18 protein-coding genes are annotated in these 19,399 nt (G+C 60.6%); 9 read left to right on the forward strand and 9 right to left on the reverse strand.

Translation table 11 applies throughout. From position 1 onward, the window contains the following. Positions 1-76 precede the first annotated feature (76 nt). Positions 77-358, forward strand: coding sequence for a hypothetical protein (locus ATH90_RS20525; RefSeq protein WP_069077944.1), 282 nt, complete (start codon positions 77-79; stop codon positions 356-358). A gap of 41 nt (positions 359-399) precedes the next feature. Here the strand turns inward: ATH90_RS20525 and ATH90_RS20530 are convergent, their stop codons facing one another. Then, positions 400-687, reverse strand: coding sequence for an Rdx family protein (locus ATH90_RS20530; protein ID WP_034107991.1), 288 nt, complete (start codon positions 685-687; stop codon positions 400-402). Positions 688-770: 83 nt separating this feature from the next. On the opposite strand from ATH90_RS20530, the gene ATH90_RS20535 reads away from it, so the two are divergent. Continuing rightward, a complete protein-coding gene (locus ATH90_RS20535; protein ID WP_034107992.1) occupies positions 771-2,960 on the forward strand; it encodes a patatin-like phospholipase family protein in 2,190 nt (729 codons plus the stop codon). 134 nt (positions 2,961-3,094) lie between these two features. On the opposite strand, the gene ATH90_RS20540 is transcribed toward ATH90_RS20535, so the two are convergent. Together ATH90_RS20540 and recQ are read right to left on the reverse strand one after the other, a co-directional pair. After that, positions 3,095-3,529 (reverse strand): MarR family transcriptional regulator, encoded by a 435-nt coding sequence (locus tag ATH90_RS20540; RefSeq protein WP_069077945.1) that lies wholly within the window; start codon positions 3,527-3,529, stop codon positions 3,095-3,097. Positions 3,530-3,650: 121 nt separating this feature from the next. After that, entirely contained in the window at positions 3,651-5,777 is a 2,127-nt protein-coding gene (gene recQ / locus ATH90_RS20545) for a DNA helicase RecQ (protein WP_034107997.1), read from the reverse strand. 276 nt (positions 5,778-6,053) lie between these two features. Between recQ and ATH90_RS20550 the strand changes: the two genes are divergently transcribed. From ATH90_RS20550 to ATH90_RS20560, 3 genes are all read left to right on the forward strand, one after another. Further along, positions 6,054-6,641, forward strand: coding sequence for a UPF0149 family protein (locus tag ATH90_RS20550; protein ID WP_016972455.1), 588 nt, complete (start codon positions 6,054-6,056; stop codon positions 6,639-6,641). A 20-nt stretch (positions 6,642-6,661) separates the two neighbouring features. Continuing rightward, the gene (locus tag ATH90_RS20555; protein WP_034107999.1) at positions 6,662-7,045 is read left to right on the forward strand and encodes a YbaN family protein; all 384 of its coding nucleotides are present in this window, start codon (positions 6,662-6,664) and stop codon (positions 7,043-7,045) included. Between the two features lie 118 nt (positions 7,046-7,163). Next, complete coding sequence (locus tag ATH90_RS20560) at positions 7,164-10,634, forward strand: hybrid sensor histidine kinase/response regulator (RefSeq protein ID WP_098467171.1); 3,471 nt, start codon at positions 7,164-7,166, stop codon at positions 10,632-10,634. A 59-nt stretch (positions 10,635-10,693) separates the two neighbouring features. Here ATH90_RS20560 and ATH90_RS20565 read toward each other — a convergent pair whose 3' ends face one another. Both ATH90_RS20565 and ATH90_RS20570 read right to left on the reverse strand, forming a co-directional pair. Next, the gene (locus ATH90_RS20565) at positions 10,694-12,058 is read right to left on the reverse strand and encodes a DNA recombination protein RmuC (protein ID WP_167356507.1); all 1,365 of its coding nucleotides are present in this window, start codon (positions 12,056-12,058) and stop codon (positions 10,694-10,696) included. A gap of 175 nt (positions 12,059-12,233) precedes the next feature. Continuing rightward, the gene (locus ATH90_RS20570; RefSeq protein ID WP_034108004.1) at positions 12,234-12,557 is read right to left on the reverse strand and encodes an SEL1-like repeat protein; all 324 of its coding nucleotides are present in this window, start codon (positions 12,555-12,557) and stop codon (positions 12,234-12,236) included. Between the two features lie 457 nt (positions 12,558-13,014). On the opposite strand from ATH90_RS20570, the gene ATH90_RS20575 reads away from it, so the two are divergent. The 4 genes from ATH90_RS20575 (at position 13,015) to ATH90_RS20595 (ending at position 16,194) form a co-directional block, all read left to right on the forward strand. Further along, complete coding sequence (locus ATH90_RS20575; RefSeq protein ID WP_034108006.1) at positions 13,015-13,320, forward strand: hypothetical protein; 306 nt, start codon at positions 13,015-13,017, stop codon at positions 13,318-13,320. 444 nt (positions 13,321-13,764) lie between these two features. Continuing rightward, on the forward strand, positions 13,765-13,989 hold the full coding sequence (locus ATH90_RS20585; protein ID WP_034108008.1) for a hypothetical protein: 225 nt from the start codon (positions 13,765-13,767) through the stop codon (positions 13,987-13,989). Between the two features lie 280 nt (positions 13,990-14,269). Beyond that, positions 14,270-14,752 (forward strand): hypothetical protein, encoded by a 483-nt coding sequence (locus tag ATH90_RS20590; RefSeq protein ID WP_034108010.1) that lies wholly within the window; start codon positions 14,270-14,272, stop codon positions 14,750-14,752. A 146-nt stretch (positions 14,753-14,898) separates the two neighbouring features. Then, positions 14,899-16,194 (forward strand): OmpP1/FadL family transporter, encoded by a 1,296-nt coding sequence (locus ATH90_RS20595; protein ID WP_034108013.1) that lies wholly within the window; start codon positions 14,899-14,901, stop codon positions 16,192-16,194. A gap of 64 nt (positions 16,195-16,258) precedes the next feature. Here the strand turns inward: ATH90_RS20595 and ATH90_RS20600 are convergent, their stop codons facing one another. The 4 genes from ATH90_RS20600 to ATH90_RS20615 form a co-directional block, all read right to left on the reverse strand. Then, positions 16,259-16,810 carry a glutathione peroxidase gene (locus tag ATH90_RS20600; RefSeq protein WP_098467172.1) on the reverse strand — a complete coding sequence of 184 codons (552 nt, stop codon included), beginning with the start codon at positions 16,808-16,810 and terminating at the stop codon, positions 16,259-16,261. Between the two features lie 150 nt (positions 16,811-16,960). After that, positions 16,961-18,160: an MFS transporter gene (locus ATH90_RS20605; RefSeq protein WP_164403608.1), complete on the reverse strand. Its 1,200-nt coding sequence runs from the start codon at positions 18,158-18,160 to the stop codon at positions 16,961-16,963. Between the two features lie 63 nt (positions 18,161-18,223). Continuing rightward, complete coding sequence (locus ATH90_RS20610) at positions 18,224-18,628, reverse strand: MarR family winged helix-turn-helix transcriptional regulator (protein ID WP_034108018.1); 405 nt, start codon at positions 18,626-18,628, stop codon at positions 18,224-18,226. Between the two features lie 42 nt (positions 18,629-18,670). After that, the gene (locus tag ATH90_RS20615; RefSeq protein ID WP_034108020.1) at positions 18,671-19,399 is read right to left on the reverse strand and encodes an adenosylcobinamide-GDP ribazoletransferase; all 729 of its coding nucleotides are present in this window, start codon (positions 19,397-19,399) and stop codon (positions 18,671-18,673) included.

Genomic DNA, 19,399 nt, shown 5'->3' on the forward strand with positions numbered 1-19,399 from the left:
CGACGACAGCCTGGGTGTTCTCCGAAGTTGCTGCACGCGAGTGGTCAAAACCTCAACGCGATGCGGGAGCTTTACCATGGAAATGTTCATCAGTTTGTTGGTGCAGATCATCAGCGGCGCCGTCGGCGGCAACCTCGCCGGAATGACCAAGCAGAGTCTTGGGACGGGGCTTAATACAGTGATAGGAGGTGTCGGCGGGTTGGTGCTGGGCCAGGTCGTCGCGGCGCTCACGGGCACCTCCGGTGGCGAAGCGCTGGATGTGGCGGCAGTCGGCAGCAATATTGTCGGCGGTGGCGTCGGCGGGCTGGTGCTGACTTGGCTGATTGGCTTCATCAAGCAAAAGATGGCCACCAAATAATCCCCCCCAGCACGGTCACCGCCGGCTTACGACGGTGACTGTCACTGCGTACGGTCGTTGTGCCCCAGGTCACGCTGCGGGTCGATCTGGTCGCGCACGCGCTGCTTGAGCACCTTGGCTTCGGGAAAGCCACCCTCGGCCTTGCGTTCCCAAATCTGCACGCCATCGCAGGTGATGCGGAATGCGCCACCGGTAGCCGGTGCCAGCGACACCTTGCCCAGGTCATCGGCAAACGTACTCAACAATTCCTGCGCCAACCACGCCGCGCGCAGTAGCCACTGACACTGTGTGCAATAGGTGATAACGATCTCGGGTTTGATCGAAGACATGACTTGGAGGCTCCTGGCGTAACGGACTCAGCGGATCGAGTGGCTATAATACCGGCCTTTATCGCCCAGCCTCGAGATTCATGATGCGCCGCCTGCTGTCCTGCCTGCTTCTGTGCCTGCTCCCTGTTCTTGCCGATGCCGTTGAATCGCCGCGCCCGAAAATCGGCCTGGTGCTGTCCGGCGGCGCCGCCCGTGGCCTGGCCCATATTGGCGTGCTCAAGGCGCTGGAAGAGCAAGGCATCCAGGTCGATGCGATTGCCGGCACCAGCATGGGCGCGGTGATCGGAGGGCTCTACGCCTCGGGCTACAAGATCGACGAGCTGGAAAAGCTGGCGCTGAGCATCGACTGGCAACAGGCGCTGTCCGACGCACCACCCCGGGAAGACGTGCCGTTCCGGCGCAAGCAAGATGATCGGGATTTCCTGGTGAAACAAAAACTCAGTTTCCGTGACGACGGCAGCCTGGGCCTGCCATTGGGGGTGATCCAGGGCCAGAACCTGGCGCTGCTGCTGGAAAGCATGTTCGCCCACAGCAGCAATACGCGTAATTTCGACAAGCTGCCCATTCCCTTCCGGGCGGTGGCCACCGATATCACCACCGGCGAGAAGGTGGTGTTCCGCAAGGGCCACCTTCCCCAGGTGATCCGCGCCAGCATGTCGATCCCGGCGGTGTTCGCCCCGGTGGAGCTGGACGGCCGGCTGCTGGTGGACGGCGGCATGACCGATAACATCCCGCTGGATGTGGCGCGGGAAATGGGCGTGGACATCGCCATCGTCGTCGACATCGGCACCCCGCTGCGCTCGCGCAAACAACTGGCCACGGTGGTGGACGTGCTCAACCAGTCCATCACGCTGATGACCCGGCGCAACTCCGAAGAACAACTCAAGGACCTGCACCCCAAGGACGTACTGATCCAGCCGCCCCTCGCCGCCTTTGGGGTGACCGACTTCGGCCGCGCCAAAGACATGATCGACGCCGGCTACCGCGCCACGCGCGCCCTTGATGCGCGCCTGGCACACCTGCGCCCCGCCGAACCGATCGACCCGCAATTGGTGGCCGCCCGTACCCCCGGCGAACGTACGCCGGTGATCACCGCCATCAACGTGGAGAACGACTCGAAAGTCAGCGACGACGTCATCCGCTACTACATCCGCCAACCCCTGGGCGAACCGCTGAACCTCGGCCGCCTGCAGTCGGACATGGGCACCTTGTACGGCCTGGATTACTTCGAGCAGGTGCAGTACCGCGTGGTCAAGAAAGGCCAGGACAATACCCTGGTGATCAGCGCGCGCGGCAAGCGCAGCGGCACCGACTACCTGCGCCTGGGCCTGAACCTCTCCGATGACATGCGTGGCGACAGTGCCTTCAACCTCGGCGCCAGCTACCGCATGAACGGCATCAACCGCCTGGGCGCCGAATGGCTGACGCGGGTACAGATCGGTGACCGGCAAGAGCTGTACAGCGAGTTCTACCAGCCGATGGACACCGGCTCGCGTTACTTTGTCGCGCCTTACATCAGTGCCCAGGCACAGAACGTCGAGCTGATCCTGGACAACGATCCCATCTCCGAATACCGCCTGGAACGCTACGGCTTCGGCTTGAACGTAGGCAGGCAGATCGGCAACAGCGGCGAAATACGCTTCGGCGTCGGCGAAGCCTGGGGCAAGGCGGACGTGCGCATCGGCGACCGCGATCTGCCCAGTGTGAGTTTCAGCGAAGGCTTCTATGAGCTGAAGTACTCCTTCGACTCCCTGGACAACGTGTACTTCCCGCACACCGGCGAAGACATCGGCCTGGCCTACCGCGAATTCGAACCGGGGCTGGGTTCGGACCAGCGCTATCGCCAATGGGAATTCAAATTGGACAAGGCCATGAGCCACGGCCCGGACACCCTGGTGCTGGGTGGACGCTACGGGCGCACCCTGGATGATTCCGATGTGGTGATCTCCAGCTTCCTGCTGGGCGGTGCGCGGCAATTGTCGGGCTTCCGCCAGGATGCGATTTCAGGGCAGAACATCAGCCTGATGCGGGCCGTGTACTACCGCCGGCTCACGCCACGTTCGTACCTGCCGCTGGATTTCCCGCTGTACCTGGGAGCCTCGCTGGAACGGGGCCGAGCGTGGAACAACGACAATGAATTCGACAGTGGCTACATCAACGCAGCCAGCATTTTCCTGGGCTTCGATACACCCTTGGGGCCGCTGAACTTCAGCTATGGGTTCAACGATGACAACCAGAAGGCGGTGTACCTGAACCTGGGCCAGACGTTCTAAAAAGGTTGTGCGCTAAACCAAATGTGGGCGCTGGCTTGTCTGCGATGCAGGTACCTCGGTTGTTCAGAGACTCCGAGGTGATGCTATCGCAGGCAAGCCAGCGCCCACATTTTTGACCTGCTGCGTAGGTGAGGTCAGGACTTTTCCAGATTCGCCAGGATGTGCCCATGCACCCGCATGCACACACGCAAATCGGCTTCGTCCACACCCACAAACAACTCGTGGCGCAGCGCGGTGGCGATGGTTTCGATCTGTTCGATCAGCGGTCGGGCGGTGTCACACAGCAGGATGCGCTTGGCACGACGGTCTTCCACCACGGCCTGGCGTTGCACCAGGCCCTGGGCCTCAAGGCTGTCCAGCAGGCGGGCCAGTGTCGGCCCCTCGACGCCAACACTTTGCGCCAATTCACGCTGGGTGGGTGCGTCTTCGAAACGAGCAAGGTGCAGCAGCACCAGCCAGCGCGCCTGGGAGAGCCCAAGCCCGGCCAGGCGACGGTCCAGCTCGGCACGCCAACCACGGGACATTTGTGCCAGCTGCATGCCAAATCGGTGTTGATCGGTTAACGGCATAAAAAACTCATGTTTTAGACTGAAAATAAAGTGTGGCTAATTATTAGTCAGCTAAGCATGAGCTTTGCCAGTAGGCAAGAGTTGCTATGTACTGATTCGTTACATTGTCCTGATCGGCGCACTAAATCTCGAATTCAGACTGCAAAGCCGCCCGCACGCAATACAACACACCCTCAGGTACGCGCCCGGTAAACAGCGGCGCAATCTCCGCCACCGGTGGCAATTCGCCCTCTCCGTCGAGGAACGCGTCCTGGATTTCCCCGAGCAGATCCTCTGGCAGATCAAGGGCCTGCTCCAGCGACAGCTGCTGCTTGCCGATCGATTCAGCGAGCAAGGTGTAGACGTTCTTCTCCGAACACTGCAACTGACCGGCGATCTGGATCGGGGTCATGCCGGCGCGTGCCAGGCTGATCAGCTCGTGGCGAATATCGGCGACTTCCTTCGGCGCTTCGGCCTGGCCGCCGAGGACTTCGAGGAAGGCCTGGCCGTAACGCTCCAGCTTGCGCGCGCCCACGCCGCTGACCCGCGCCATCTCGGCCATGCTGGTGGGTTGCTCGCGCAGCATCTCCAGCAGCGTGGAGTCAGGGAAAATAACGTACGGCGGCACGCTGTGTTCCTGCGCCAGTTTGCGCCGCAGGGTGCGCAACGCTTCCCACTGTTCACGCTCCTCGCCACGCACCAGTTGGCTGGCCTGGCTGGTGCTGCTCTTGGCGGTGGTCTGCGGCTTGAGGTCGCGGCGCAACTCCAGGCTGACCTCACCCTTGAGCAACGGCCGGCAGCTGTCGTTCAGGCGCAGGCCGCCAAAGCCTTCGATATCGATATCTACCAACCCACGCGCAACCATCTGCCGGAACAGCGAGCGCCACTCGCCTTCTGCGCGGGCCTTGCCGACGCCGTAGACCGAGAGTTTCTCGTGGCCGAAGCTGCGGACTTTCTCGTTGTCCTTGCCCAGCAACACGTCCACCAGATGGCCCACGCCATAACGCTGGCCCGTGCGATAGATGGCAGACAACCCCTGGCGCGCCGGCTCAGTGGCGTCCCAGGTCTGCACGCCGTCGACGCAGTTGTCGCAATGGCCACAAGGCTCAGGCATGTCTTCGTCGAAATACGCCAGCAAGGTCTGGCGACGGCAACGAGTCTCCTCGCACAGCGAAAGCATCGCGTCGAGCTTGTGCTGCTCCAGACGCTTATGACGCTCATCGCCCTCGGAGTTCTGCAGCATCTGCTTGAGCATCACCACATCCTGCAGGCCGTAGACCATCCAGGCATCCGCAGGCAGACCATCACGGCCGGCACGCCCGGTTTCCTGGTAGTACGCCTCGAGGGACTTGGGCAGGTCCATGTGCGCGACGAAGCGCACGTTGGACTTGTCGATGCCCATGCCGAACGCAATGGTGGCCACCATGATCAGGCCTTCCTCGTTGAGGAAGCGCTTCTGGTGAGCCGAACGCGTTTCGTTGGGCAGGCCGGCGTGATAAGGCAGCGCCGGGTAGCCCTGCTCGCACAGGAACGCCGCCACTTCGTCGACCTTCTTGCGCGACAGGCAATAGACAATCCCCGCATCGCTGCGCCGCTCGGAGAGGAACGCCAGCAACTGCTTGCGCGGCTGCTCCTTGGGCACGATGCGGTAGAAAATGTTCGGCCGGTCGAAACTCGACAGGAAGCGCTCGGCGTTCTGCAGATGCAGGCGCTCGACGATTTCTTCGCGGGTGCGCTTGTCGGCAGTGGCCGTCAGAGCGATGCGCGGCACATCCGGAAACAGCTCCGCCAACTGGCCAAGCTGCAAATATTCGCGGCGGAAATCATGGCCCCATTGCGATACGCAGTGGGCTTCATCGATGGCGAACAGGGCGATTTCCAAGCTCTGCAAAAAGGCCAGCATGCGCGGCTGCACCAGGCGCTCGGGGGCCAGGTAGAGCATCTTCACTTCACCGCGCTTGATCCGCGCAGCCAGGTCGCGTTGCTGCTCGGCACTGAGGGTGGAGTTCAAGGACGCCGCGGCAACACCGAGTTCTTCGAGGGTCGCGACCTGGTCGTCCATCAACGCGATCAAAGGCGACACCACCACGGCCAGGCCGTTGCGCAACAGCGCCGGCACCTGGAAGCACAATGACTTGCCGCCGCCGGTAGGCATCAGTACCAGTGCGTCACCGCCACTGGCCACGCGCTCAATGATCGCACCCTGGCGGCCACGAAAACTGTCGTAGCCGAAGATGTCCTTGAGGACGCGTTGTGCCTGCTCGAGCATGTAAAACTCCAAAATAGTGCCGAAAACCCTCTGTACAGGCTGGCCGAAGAAATGCGCTTTCACGGGAAATAATCCGTAAGCGAAGTTTTCGCGGACTGGCGCCTGGCCTGCAAGGGCATCACAAAACGCGGCAGTATACCCGAGCGATACCCGGCAAAGGGCGCCACTGACGAACAGCGAGCGCTATCTAAAACCTGGCAAATATGCAGTGTGGCTGGCCTGGGCGCTCAAGAAGGCCTAGAATTCAGCATCGTTTATTCCCAAGGTAGTCCTTCAATGTCCTTCGCTGAGCAACTAACCCGCCTGCAAGCCTTCCTCGACGCCGATGAGCTGCATGACGAGGCGCTGGACTACGTGGCCGCCCACGGCTACCTGACCGCCCTGTCGATCTGCTCCGAGGTCGTGCCCGACCGTGAATGGATCGATGCACTGTTCGCCGAAGAGCCGCACTACACCGACGCCGCCCAACGCGAAGAAATCGAATCCACCCTGCTCGCCCTCAAGGCCCACATCGGTCGCCAACTGGCTTCCGACGAGGAATTCGAGCTGCCGTGCGAGCTGGACCTCGGCGAAGAACCGGATGACTCCGACCTGCGCGGCTGGTGCATCGGCTTCATGGAAGGCGTGTTCCTGCGCGAAGCCGCCTGGTTTGAAACCGCCGAGGAAGAAGTCAGCGAAATGCTGTTGCCGATCATGGTCGGTTCGGGCCTGTTCGACGACCAGCCGGAGTTTTCCGACATCGCCGCCGACGCCAACCTGATGGACGACATGATCGTACAGATCCCGGAAGCGCTCACCGCCCTGTACCTGCTGTGCAACGCACCCGACGAAAAACCGGCGATCCTCAAGCCACGTCACCACTGAGTCGCTTGCCCGTGACACCCATGGGCAATCGTTCGCTGCTCCTGCGCTACGTCCTGCTGGCCATCGGCTGGTTGAGCGTGGCGTTGGGGGTAATCGGCATTTTCCTACCGGTACTGCCGACTACGCCCTTCCTGCTGCTCGCCGCCGCCTGCTTCGCTCGAAGCTCCCCGCGCTTTTACCACTGGCTGGTGCAACACCCGCGCCTGGGCCCGTGGATCCGCGATTACCTGGACGGCAACGGCATCCCCCTCAAGGGCAAGGTCTACGCCATCGGCTTGATGTGGCTGAGCATCGGCGTGTCCTGCTACCTGGTGCCGCTCCCTTGGGCACGTGGCTTCATGCTGACCAGCGCCGTGCTGGTGACGATCTACATCCTGCGTCAGAAAACCCTGCCGCCGCGCTGAACGCCCCTGCGACATTCGATCCCACACGACCTTGGTCGACACTGACTAACCCCAGGCATCATGCGAGACTGTCCAACCGGGTCTGGAATGCCCGGGTGTTCCTATGCTCGGAGTTACCATGACGCTGTCCAGCGGGCTGATCGCCGCCGTTGCCCTGGCCTATATGGCCATTATGTTTGCCATCGCTTTCTACGGTGACCGTCGCCGTGCGCCATTGCCGCCGCGCATGCGTGCCTGGGTGTATAGCCTGTCGCTGGCCGTTTATTGCACCAGCTGGACCTTCTTCGGCGCCGTAGGCCAGGCCGCAGAACAGTTGTGGGCATTTTTACCGATCTACCTGGGGCCGGTGCTGTTGCTGGTGCTGGCACCCTGGGTGCTGCAGAAGATGATTCTGATCAGCAAGCAGGAAAACATTACCTCCATCGCTGACTTTATTGCGGCGCGCTACGGCAAATCCCAGTCCCTTGCAGTCGTGGTCGCGCTGATCTGCCTGGTGGGCGTACTGCCTTATATCGCGCTGCAGCTCAAAGGCATCGTGCTGGGGGTCAACCTGTTGATCGGCGCCGGCGTCGACACCACGGGCACCCGCGCCCAGGACACCGCGCTGATCGTGTCGCTGGTGCTGGCGCTGTTCACCATTGTCTTCGGTACGCGCAACCTCGACGCCACCGAGCACCACCGCGGCATGGTGCTGGCGATCGCGTTTGAATCCCTGGTCAAGCTGTTCGCGTTTCTCGCAGTCGGCGCGTTTGTGACCTTCGGCCTGTACGACGGTTTCGGCGACCTGTTAAGCCAGGCCATGCTGGCGCCACGGCTGGAGGAATACTGGAAGGAGACCGTCAACTGGCCGTCGATGGTGGTGCAGACCGGGGTGGCCATGATGGCGATCATCTGCCTGCCTCGGCAGTTCCATGTCACGGTGGTCGAGAACATCGACCCGCAGGACCTGCGCCTGGCCAAATGGGTGTTCCCCGCGTACCTGATTCTTGCCGCACTGTTTGTAGTACCCATCGCCTTGGGCGGCAAGATGATGCTACCCAGCTCGGTGCTGCCAGACTCCTACGTGATCAGCCTGCCCATGGCCGAAGCCCACCCGGCACTGGCCGTGCTGGCGTTTATCGGCGGCGCGTCGGCGGCCACCGGCATGGTGATCGTGGCGAGCATCGCGCTGTCGACCATGGTTTCCAACGACATGCTGCTGCCGTGGTTGCTGCGCCGCTCCAGCGCCGAGCGACCATTCGAAGTGTTTCGCCACTGGATGCTGTCGGTACGCCGGGTCAGCATCGTGATCATCCTGCTGCTGGCCTACGTCAGTTACCGCCTGCTGGGATCGTCCGCCAGCCTGGCGACCATTGGCCAGATCGCCTTTGCCGCCGTGACCCAATTGGCGCCGGCGATGCTAGGTGCGCTGTATTGGAAGCAGGCCAACCGACGCGGCGTATTTGCCGGGCTGGCGGCGGGCACCTTCCTGTGGTTCTACACCTTGGTCCTACCGGTGACAGCGAAAAGCCTGGGTTGGTCCCTTGGCCTTTTCCCAGGGCTGACGTGGATGCATTCGCACCCGCTGGGGTTGTCCGTCACTTCGTTGACGCTCGGCACGGTGTTCTCCCTTGCGGGTAACTTCACGCTGTTCGTGTGGGTGTCGATGCTCTCGCGCACACGGGTCTCCGAGCACTGGCAAGCCGGGCGCTTCATTGGCCAGGAAATCAGCCAGCGCGCCAGCGCCCGCTCGATGCTGTCGGTACAGATCAGCGACTTGCTCAGCCTGGCCGCCCGCTTTGTCGGGGATGAACGTGCCCAGCAGAGTTTTATCCGCTTCGCCTATCGCCAGGGCAAAGGCTTCAACCCCAACCAGAATGCCGACAATGATTGGATCGCCCACACCGAGCGACTGCTCGCCGGCGTATTGGGCGCATCGTCGACCCGTGCGGTGGTGAAAGCCGCAATCGAAGGGCGGGAAATGCAGCTGGAGGACGTCGTACGCATCGCCGATGAAGCGTCGGAAGTGCTGCAGTTCAACCGCGCGTTGCTGCAAGGGGCTATCGAGAACATCACCCAGGGCATCAGCGTGGTCGACCAGTCGCTCAAGCTGGTGGCCTGGAACCGGCGCTATCTGGAGCTGTTCCATTACCCGGACGGACTGATCAGCGTGGGCCGTCCAATTGCCGACATCATCCGCTACAACGCCGAGCGCGGGCTGTGCGGGCCGGGCGAGGCCGAAGTTCACGTGGCGCGTCGCCTGCACTGGATGCGCCAGGGCCGTGCGCACACCTCCGAACGCTTGTTTCCCAATGGACGCGTGATCGAGCTGATCGGCAACCCGATGCCCGGCGGCGGCTTCGTCATGAGCTTCACTGACATTACCGCGTTCCGCGAGGCCGAGCAGGCGCTCACCGAGGCCAACGAAGGCCTGGAGCAGCGAGTGACCGAGCGCACCCACGAGCTGTCCCAGCTCAACGTGGCTCTCACGGATGCCAAGGGCGTGGCAGAGTCCGCCAGCCAGTCGAAGACACGCTTCCTGGCGGCCGTCAGCCATGACCTGATGCAACCACTGAACGCCGCACGCCTGTTCTCTGCCGCCCTCTCCCACCAGAACGACGGCCTGTCCAGCGAAGCCCGGCAATTGGTGCAGCACCTGGACAGCTCGCTGCGTTCCGCCGAAGACCTGATCAGCGATCTGCTGGATATTTCGCGCCTGGAAAACGGCAAGATCAACCCACAGCGCCACCCTTTTGTGCTCAACGAGCTGTTCGACACCCTGGGCGCGGAATTCAAGGCACTCGCCCAGGACCAGGGTTTGCGCTTCCGCCTGCGCGGCAGTCGGCTGCGCGTGGACAGCGACATCAAGTTGCTACGACGGATTCTGCAGAATTTTCTTACCAACGCCTTCCGTTATGCCGACGGCCCGGTGCTGCTGGGCGTACGCCGGCGCAAAGGCGAGCTGTGCCTGGAAGTGTGGGACCGTGGCCCAGGCATCCCGCAGGATAAACAGAAGGTGATCTTCGAAGAGTTCAAGCGCCTGGACAGCCACCAGACCCGTGCAGAGAAGGGCTTGGGCCTTGGCCTGGCGATCGCCGACGGTTTGTGCCGCGTGCTGGGACACCGCTTGAGCGTGCGCTCGTGGCCAGGCAAGGGCAGCGTGTTCAGTGTGCGTGTGCCGCTGGCGCGTAACCAGGCGAGCCCACAGATCAAGACGCCTCAGGAAACCGGGCTGCCGTTGAGCGGTGCCCAGGTGCTGTGCGTGGATAACGAAGAGAGCATCCTGATCGGCATGCGCAGCCTGTTGACGCGCTGGGGCTGTGAAGTGTGGACCGCCACCGACCAGGCGCAATGCGCCGCGTTGCTGGCCGAGGGCGTGCGCCCGCAATTGGCACTGGTGGACTACCACCTGGACCACGGTGAAACCGGTACTGAGCTGATGGGTTGGCTGCGCGCGCAGTTGGCAGAACCGATTCCCGGCGTGGTGATCAGCGCCGACGGCCGCCCGGAGATGGTGGCCGAGGTGCATGCGGCTGGGTTGGACTACTTGGCCAAACCGGTGAAACCGGCGGCGTTACGGGCGTTGCTGAGCCGGCATTTGCCGCTGTAGACCGGTCTGAAACGGCCCCGTGCAGGAGCTGGCTCGCCGGCTCCTCCACCGACCGTGTTTTATTCGGGCAGGTGCGCTACACCATCGGAGTCGGTCATCGCCCGCTCCAGCAGATCAGCGGGAAGACTCTTGCTGGCCCGCGCCCCGAGTAGCCTCAGTTGCTCGGTACGGCTGACCAAATTCCCGCGTCCGTCTGTCAGTTTGTTTCGCGCTGCGCTGTAAGCCTTATCCAACTGTTGCAAACGGTTGCCCACTTCATCCAGGTCCTGGATAAACAGCACGAACTTGTCGTACAGCCACCCCGCACGCTCGGCGATTTCCCGGGCGTTCTGGCTCTGGCGCTCCTGCTTCCACAGGCTGTCGATCACCCGCAGGGTGGCCAGCAACGTGGTTGGGCTGACGATGACGATATGACGGTCGAACGCCTCCTGGAACAGGTTCGGTTCAGCCTGCAACGCGGCGGAAAACGCGGCCTCGATAGGCACGAACAGCAACACGAAATCCAGGCTGTGCAGCCCCTCCAGGCGCTTGTAGTCCTTGCTGGCCAAGCCTTTGACGTGATTGCGCAGCGACAGCACGTGTTGCTTCAACGCCGCCTGGCCGATCACGTCGTCATCGGCGGCCACGTATTGTTGATAAGCGGTGAGGCTGACCTTGGAATCCACCACCACCTGCTTGTCACCGGGCAACATGATCAGCACGTCCGGCTGGAAACGCTCGCCGTCCGGCCCCTTGAGGCTGACCTGGGTCTGATACTCGCGTCCCTTCTCCAGGCCCGCATGCTCGAGCACCCGTTCGAGGATCAGTTCGCCCCAGTTGCCTTGGGTTTTCTGGCCCTTGAGTGCACGCGTGAGGTTAGTGGCCTCGTCTGACAGCCGCAGGTTCAGTTGTTGCAGGCGTTCAAGCTCCTTGGCCAGCGAAAAACGCTCGCGCGCCTCGTTCTGGTAGCTCTCTTCGACGCGTTTTTCGAAGGACTGGATGCGTTCCTTCAACGGGTCGAGCAACTGGCCCAGGCGTTCCTGGCTGGTTTCGGCGAAGCGTTGTTCGCGCTCGTCGAAGATCTTGCCGGCCAGCTCGGCGAACTGCGCGCGCAATTCATCCCGCGAGCCTTGCAGGTCGGCAAGACGCTGCTGGTGGCTGTCCTGCTGCTCGCGCAGTTCGGCGCGCAAGGCCGCGGCCAACGCGTCGAGGCGGCGTAGTTCGGTCTCCTTGGCGCTGCGGTCGAGGTTCCAGGCGTGGGCGGCGTCGCGGGCATTGTCGCGGTCGATCTGCAGCAATTCGACTTCCCGGCGCACCGCGGCCAGGTCAGCCTGCTTGGCAGCATTGGCCTGGCTCAGGTCGCTGATTTCATCACGACTGGCATCTAGCTGCGCGGCGAGGCCTTCTTGAGCCAGTTGCGCAGTGGCCAGACGCTCTTCGAGCAGTTCCCAGCCGGTCATGCGCGCGGCCAGTCGTCGCTGAAGCTGCCAGCACACGGCCAATAAAGGCACGGCAGCGCTAGCGAGGCCCAAGGCGATACTGGTCCAGTCAAAAGCCATAGACATGTCTGCCATCACCGAAAAAAACCAAGGTTAGCGGAGCACAGGGCCTGAGGACAGCTCAGTCTTCGACCTGGCCCAGTTCACGCTGGGCACGGCGGTCACCGGCGCGAGCCGCGAGGCGCAGGAGGTCGTGACCGATGCGACGGTCACGGGCATTCCCGCACTCACGGCACATCAGTTGGCCCAGTCGGCTTTGTGCAGCGACCACACCTTCACGGGCCGGCTGCTTGAGCAAACGTCCGGCGAAGTGTTTGACGTTGGTGTTGTGGCCCAGGCGCGGACTGTCGAGCAACCACAAGGCAACTTTCAAGGAAAAGCGCTTTGGGGCGGTAACAGTGTGAGGGGCATCGGTAACAGATGGTGATACTGAGCGAAACTTCATAAAGCACTGTGGGACAGAACGGAAGGCGCGCCACTCTACTCTTTTTTTCGTACAGGTAAAGCTGAAAAAACTCGGCACGCCCGTTCTAGAGCAAGCGCTCGGGACAATCCACAGAAGCTGTGGATAACTCAGTGGACAACCCCCCTTTAACTCGCGCAAAGGCCCATGGAATGGGGGCCGCAGTCAAACTGACGATTTTTTCACCAATAAAAAAAAGCCAGATTTTTCATTGACTTAAATTTCCATTGCAGGCTAATGGCGCCCCTGCGGCGCAGGTGACAGCGTGGTTACACACCTGACAACTCATGTGTACAAGTACCCATCCGATGGTTATATCGCCAGCTTTTTTTGAAGCAACTCGCTGCAAAAATGTTACCGCCAGGGCAAACCTGGGACTTTTCAAATCTTTCCCGGCTCGCCACACTCCCCAACCTGCAGCGCAACAGAGGGAGGGTCGATGAAAGGAATTCTGCTATTCGCCGTGTTGCTACTGGCTATCTGCGCTATTTCACTGGGGATCAACGCGGCACTGCCATCCCCTGACGGCGCACTGTTCGCCATCGCCATCCTGCTGTCGGCGGCATTTACTGCCGTCAGCTTGTGCATTGAGTTGGGCGAAGGCCGGATCAATGACATGGGCGATGTGATGAAGGTGGTCGAGACCGGCCAGTCCCTGCGCTTGACCCTTGCCGCCTACGGGCTGGGTTGCTCGCTGGCAGCGGCAACCACGGTGCTGGTCTATCGGGGCCTGTTGGGCGGCTGACTGAAGTTTTTTGGCTAGCACACTTCCAATACCTGCTTCAATCCGTTACTATCCGCAGCGTTAGTACCAAGCTGAAAGTCAATTCTGGTCGAATAACTCCCCTGAACAACAAGGGATCGACCACCTCGATGGTTTCCAGGTATCACTTGCGACGACACGGCCTTTGAACAATCAAAGGGTGCCGCGAAGTATCCATACGCTGACCGAACCAACCTGCCGATTGATCAGGATCTTCACCCTGGGCCCAGAACCTTTGCCCCTGTTGTGTTGCCTGCCCTCCTAAGTACCTACCTGCCAGCCCAAGCGCGCCTAACTTAATAGCGCTTCAAACTGGCTGCTTTGTTCCAGTCGGGTTCTTCGTTTGATCAATGGTGATCAACGTTACTGGAACGTTTTAACGTTGCACGGTTCTTAATCCGTGTCATTTGTAGGAACACCAATAATATGCACGCTCAAATCCATACTCAGGATGCCATTCGCACCCTTACCAACGCTTTTGCTCCAATGAATTGCCTGATCATGGCCGCTCGCAAAGGCTGCTTCAGCTTCACCCTGGTCAACGAACACGGCATCGCCCGTCACAGCGAACGCCTGTACCCCGATCAATACTCCAGCGCAGAACCGCTGCAGGCCGTGATCGAGCGTACCCGTCAGGCACTGACTGCCTGACCGACCCGAGTCGCTGAAACACGAAAAACCCTGTTTAAAAAGCAGGGTTTTTTATTGCCTGCGATTCGTGCATTGACGCTTTGCATTAAGTTCAAATAGATATAAACATTATAACTAAATGAGAAAGATGTTTTAAAAACAGTCCTTTACATCATAAATATGACACTACACTTCAACTCAAGCGGCATGATCCGCTTCCGGCGAGCCTGAGATCCGATCCACTGCTGCCAAGCCCCCCCTTCTCAGGCCTCGCCGACCACTTTCACGGATTGAGGCTTGTATGGGTATCGCTGCCAGCGAATTGTGTCGTTATGTGATCCGGCCGACCTTAATGTACCTCGGCCGCCATAACCCGACGGCTGAATCCCTGCTGCTGGGCATTGCCGCCAGCCAGTCGGAACTCGGTTCCGCCTTGCACGACCGGCGCGGGCACGGCCTGTACAGCATCACTGAACCGCGCCATCGGGCCCTGTGGGATAACTACCTGGCGCTGGACCCCGACCGCGCCAGCCTGGTACGCGGGCTGGCCAGCCAGCATGCCTTCCTCAGTGCGCCGCAGCTGGAACTCACAGTCAACCTGCGTTACGCCACGGCAATCGCCTGGCTTTTGGTCGAACAACACACTCCCGCACTGCCACCGGCCGGCGATGTCTTGGCAATGGCACGTATCTGGAAAGAAATTTTTCACCCACAAGGACGGCTGCGCGATTTCACTCAAGCCTGGCAAACCTGTGTTTCACCCATGAATCAGGTGGTTTGCTGACCGGGCAATTTGCAAGATTCGTTAAAAACTCTAAATTTTGGTCGGATTGTCCTACAAAACCGCTCTATCTCCTGCATTACAGCCTATAGCGCGATCTTAAAATTATTGTTACTTTCCGCAGCGGTGATCACCACGGAGTTCTAATAATGAAAAAAGTAATGCTCAAGACCACACTTAGCCTCGCCGTTGCCATGGCCTCTTCCCACCTGTTTGCAAGCGGTTTCGCATTGAACGAACAGAGCGTCAGCGGAATGGGGACGGGTTTCGCAGGTCGCTCTTCTTCTGCCGATGATGCAAGCACTGTTTACGGTAACCCTGCCGGTATGGCTCGCCTGAGTGGCCAACAAATCACGGGCGGTGTTGCGGCCATTGATGCTTCGACCGATATCAGCAATGTCAGCGGCAATACCAACACCACCGGTAGCAACAAAGGTGACATGGTGCCCTTCACAGCCGTTCCATTCGGCTTCTACACCAACAAACTCAACGACCAGTGGGCTGTCGGCTTCGGCGTCTATGCTCCGTTCGGCTTGGTAACAGACTACGAAAGTGGTTTCCAAGGCCGTGGCTTCGGCAGCAAGAGCGAAGTGAAGGTCATGACCTTCCAGCCGACTGTCAGCTACGCTTTCAACGACAAAGTCTCCATCGGTTTCGGCCCGACCATCAACCGGATCTCTGGTGTACTGGAGTCAGATGTTTCGTTGCCTCAGGTTCCAGGCAGCGGCCCGAATAACATCAAGATCAAGGGTGACGACACCGCCCTGGGCTTTAACTTCGGTGTTCTGGTTCAAGCCACCGACACCACTCGCGTGGGCCTGACCTATCACTCGAAAGTGAAGTACAAGCTCGAAGGCCATACTGAAGTGACCCCGGGCACGGGTGTTCCAGGCATTGCCTTGCGCGGAAACCGTTACGATGCTTCGCTGAAAATCGATACCCCTGAGTCTTGGGATCTGTCGGTCACTCAGGACATGAACGATGCATGGAAACTGTATGCAGGTGCCACCTGGACCCGCTGGAGCCGACTGAAAGACATCACCGTCAACAACGAAGGCGTAACCGCTGTCAGCGGCGGCGGCGTTGCCCCGGCCCTGGTCGGCACCATCAAAGAAGACCAGAACTGGCACGATACCTGGGCATATGCCGTTGGTACTTCGTACCAGCTGACCAAGCAGGTTGTACTGCGTACCGGCCTGACCTTCGACCAGTCGCCCACCAACAATACCGATCGCTCACCGCGCATCCCGACAGGCGACCGTACGATCTTCAGCGTGGGCCTGGGCTACGCGGTCATGGATAACATGACCATCGACCTGGCTTACTCTTACCTCAAGGAAGAAGACGTCAAAGTGCAGCGCACCAACGCCCTGCGTCAGACGTACAATGCCAAGTACGAAAACAGCGCCAACGGTTTCGGCCTGGGCTTGACCTACAAGTTCTGAGTAAAACCGTATAAAAAAGCCCCGCTCTCCTGCAAAGGAGGCGGGGCTTTTTAATGGCTCACTATCAAGGCTTGGACGCTATCGCCTCCTCCACGGCCTTGATCAGGTCCGGACTGTCCGGCTTGGTCAGGCTGGAAAAATTGGCAATCACCTTGCCCTGCCGATCCACCACGTACTTGTAGAAATTCCACTTCGGCGGCGCGTCGGTCTGCTGCGCCAGCATCTTGAACAGATGCACCGCATCCGGCCCCTTGACCTTTTGCGGCTCGGTCATGGTGAAGGTCACGCCATAATTCACGTAGCAGACCTTGGCGGTCTCTTCACCCGTCTTGGCTTCCTGCTTGAAGTCATCGGACGGCACGCCGATTACTTCCAGCCCTTCGCCCTTGTAGCGTTGATACAAGGCTTCGAGGCCTTTGAATTGCGGAGCGAACCCGCAGAAACTGGCGGTATTGACGATCACCAGCGGTTTACCAGCAAAGCGCTGGCACAGGTCGATGGATTCCTTGGCGCGCAGCTTGGGCAATTGGCCTTCTAGCAGCGGCGGGCAACTGGCGGCCAGGGCGGCACTGCCAATGGCCATCAGGACGGGTACAGCGAGCCAGCGCATGTGCATGTCGTGTGTCCTTGACGATATCCAGACAATCAACTTAACAGATCGACATACCCAGTTGCATCAACGCCAGCCCGCCGTGTTGCCAGCCCCACCAGGCCAACAGCACCAGGACGCCCCCGGCAACGAGTATCACACCGCGTACCGCTATGCTCATGCTGCCTCCATCTGCGCCTGCAATCGCGCCACCGGCCGCTCACGCACCGGCCAGTTCAGCGCCGCCGCGAGCAGGCTCAATAGAATTGCCACCTGCCAGATCAAATCGTAGTTGCCGGTTCGATCATAGACCACCCCACCCAACCAGCCACCCAGGAACGAGCCGAGCTGATGGAACAGGAACACGATCCCACCGAGCATGGAGAGGTTTCGCACACCAAACAACGTCGCGACGGTGCCGTTGGTCAGCGGTACGGTGGACAGCCACAGGAAGCCCATGGCCATGCCAAACAAGTAGGCGGTGACCTCGGTGACCGGTGCCCACAGAAACAGCACGATCACCACCGCGCGCAGCAGGTACAAGCCTGTCAGCAAACGGGGCTTGGACATGCGCCCACCCAGCCAGCCGGCGGTATAGGTGCCGAAGATATTGAACAGGCCAATCAGCGCCAATACCGTGGTGCCGACGGTGGCCGGCAAATGCTGGTCCACCAGGTACGCCGGCAAGTGCACGCCGATGAACACCACCTGGAAACCGCAGACGAAAAAGCCAAAGGCCAACAGCCAGAAACCGGAATGGGAGCACGCTTCCTTCAAGGCTTCACGCAGGGTTTGCTGGCCGGCGAGCACCGGCAGCGGCTTATCCTTGAGCATCGCGACCAGTGGCAGGATCAGGGCCACCATCAGGCCCAGTGCCAGCAGTGCTGCAGACCAGCCGAGCCAACTGATCAGGCCCAAGGTGCCCGGCACCATTGCAAACTGTCCAAACGAACCAGCAGCGCTTGCAATGCCCATCGCCATGCTGCGTTTTTCCGGAGCCACGGCCCGGCCGACCACACCGAGAATCACCGAGAACGACGTGCCAGACAGACCGATACCAATCAGCAAGCCAGCACTGAGGGACAACGACCACGCTGAATCGGACATCCCCATCAACACCAGGCCCACGGCGTAGAGGACACCGCCGACAAACACAGCTTTGGTGGCACCGAAACGGTCGGCCAGGGCACCGGTAAACGGCTGCGCCAGCCCCCAGATCAGGTTCTGCAAGGCGATCGCAAAGGCGAAGGTCTCACGACCCCAGCCGAACTCGCTGCTCATCGGCGCAAGGAACAGGCCGAAACCGTGTCGCACGCCCAACGACAACGCCAGGATCAGCGCACTCCCCACAAGAATCCAGCCACTGGTGCGCCACATCGAGGTCATTTCTTATTCTCCGCTCGCGGGTATATACCCGCTTATAGTCGAACCAACCCGCGTTCAGGCGAGTTCGTCCAGCAAGGCCAACAAGGTTTCGCGTTTTTCCGCGCCGAGTTGATCGATCAATTTCTGCTGCGCCGCCTCCCAGGCGGGCAACGCGGCGGCGAGTCGTGCCTCACCGTCCTCGGTCAACTTCACCAGGCGGTTACGCAAATCGTCGCCCTCTACCAACTGCACCAGGCCCTCGCCTTCCAGCACCCGCAGGTTGCGCCCCAGGGTGCTGCGATCCAGGCCCATGGCTTCGGCCAAGCTGGAAATGCTTGGCTGGTCGAGTCGCTGCAGGTTGCACAGCAAAGAATACTGGGCAACGTTAATCCCGAAGCCATCAAGGGCGCCGTCGTAATGCCGGCTGACGCCACGGGCGGCACGTCGCAGGTTGGTACACAAACATTGGGAGGCAAGCATGGTAGGTGTATATACCCGCGATTGAGGAAATGCAAGAAAGTGTTACAGGGCCAGGCCGACCAACACCGCGACTTCCAACAGCTCCAGCAAGGCCCCTGCAGTGTCGCCCGTGGTACCGCCCAGGCGGTTGACCATCAGTTGGCGCAACGCCACAAAGCAGATAGCCGCAAGCAGCACGGCAACCCCACCGCTGAAGCCACCGATCAGGATGCACGCAAGACCGCTGAGGATCAGCACCTGTTGACCGACGATTCTCGGTAAATGATCCGACAATGCCTGGCCCAATCCACCGGCACGCACATAGCGCGTGGTGAGAAACAACGCCAGCATCGATGCGCGGCCGATCAACGGTGCCAGGATCAATGCCGCGCCGTTATGTTGCTCGATCAAAGCCACCAACGCGGTGAATTTGACAAGCAACACCAGCCCAAGGGTGACCACGGCAATGGGCCCGCTGCGAGGGTCTTTCATGATCGTGAGCGTACGCTCGCGATCGCCGAAGCCACCCAGCCAGGCATCGGCGCTGTCTGCCAGGCCGTCCAGGTGCAGGCCACCACTGAGCAACACCCAGGCTGTCAGCAACAGCGCCGCGTGCAGCAACAACGGCGCGCCCATCAACGCGGTGTTCAGTGCCCACAACAGCACGCCGAACAACACGCCCACGAGCGGATAAAATAACAATGAGCGTCCCAGCTCCTGGGGCTGCGGCATGCCCGGCAGGCGAATCGGCAGGCTGCTGAGAAATTGCAGGGCGATCCAGAACGGCAGCAT

It is taken from the genome of Pseudomonas lurida, assembly GCF_002563895.1.
Lineage (GTDB): Bacteria > Pseudomonadota > Gammaproteobacteria > Pseudomonadales > Pseudomonadaceae > Aquipseudomonas > Aquipseudomonas lurida.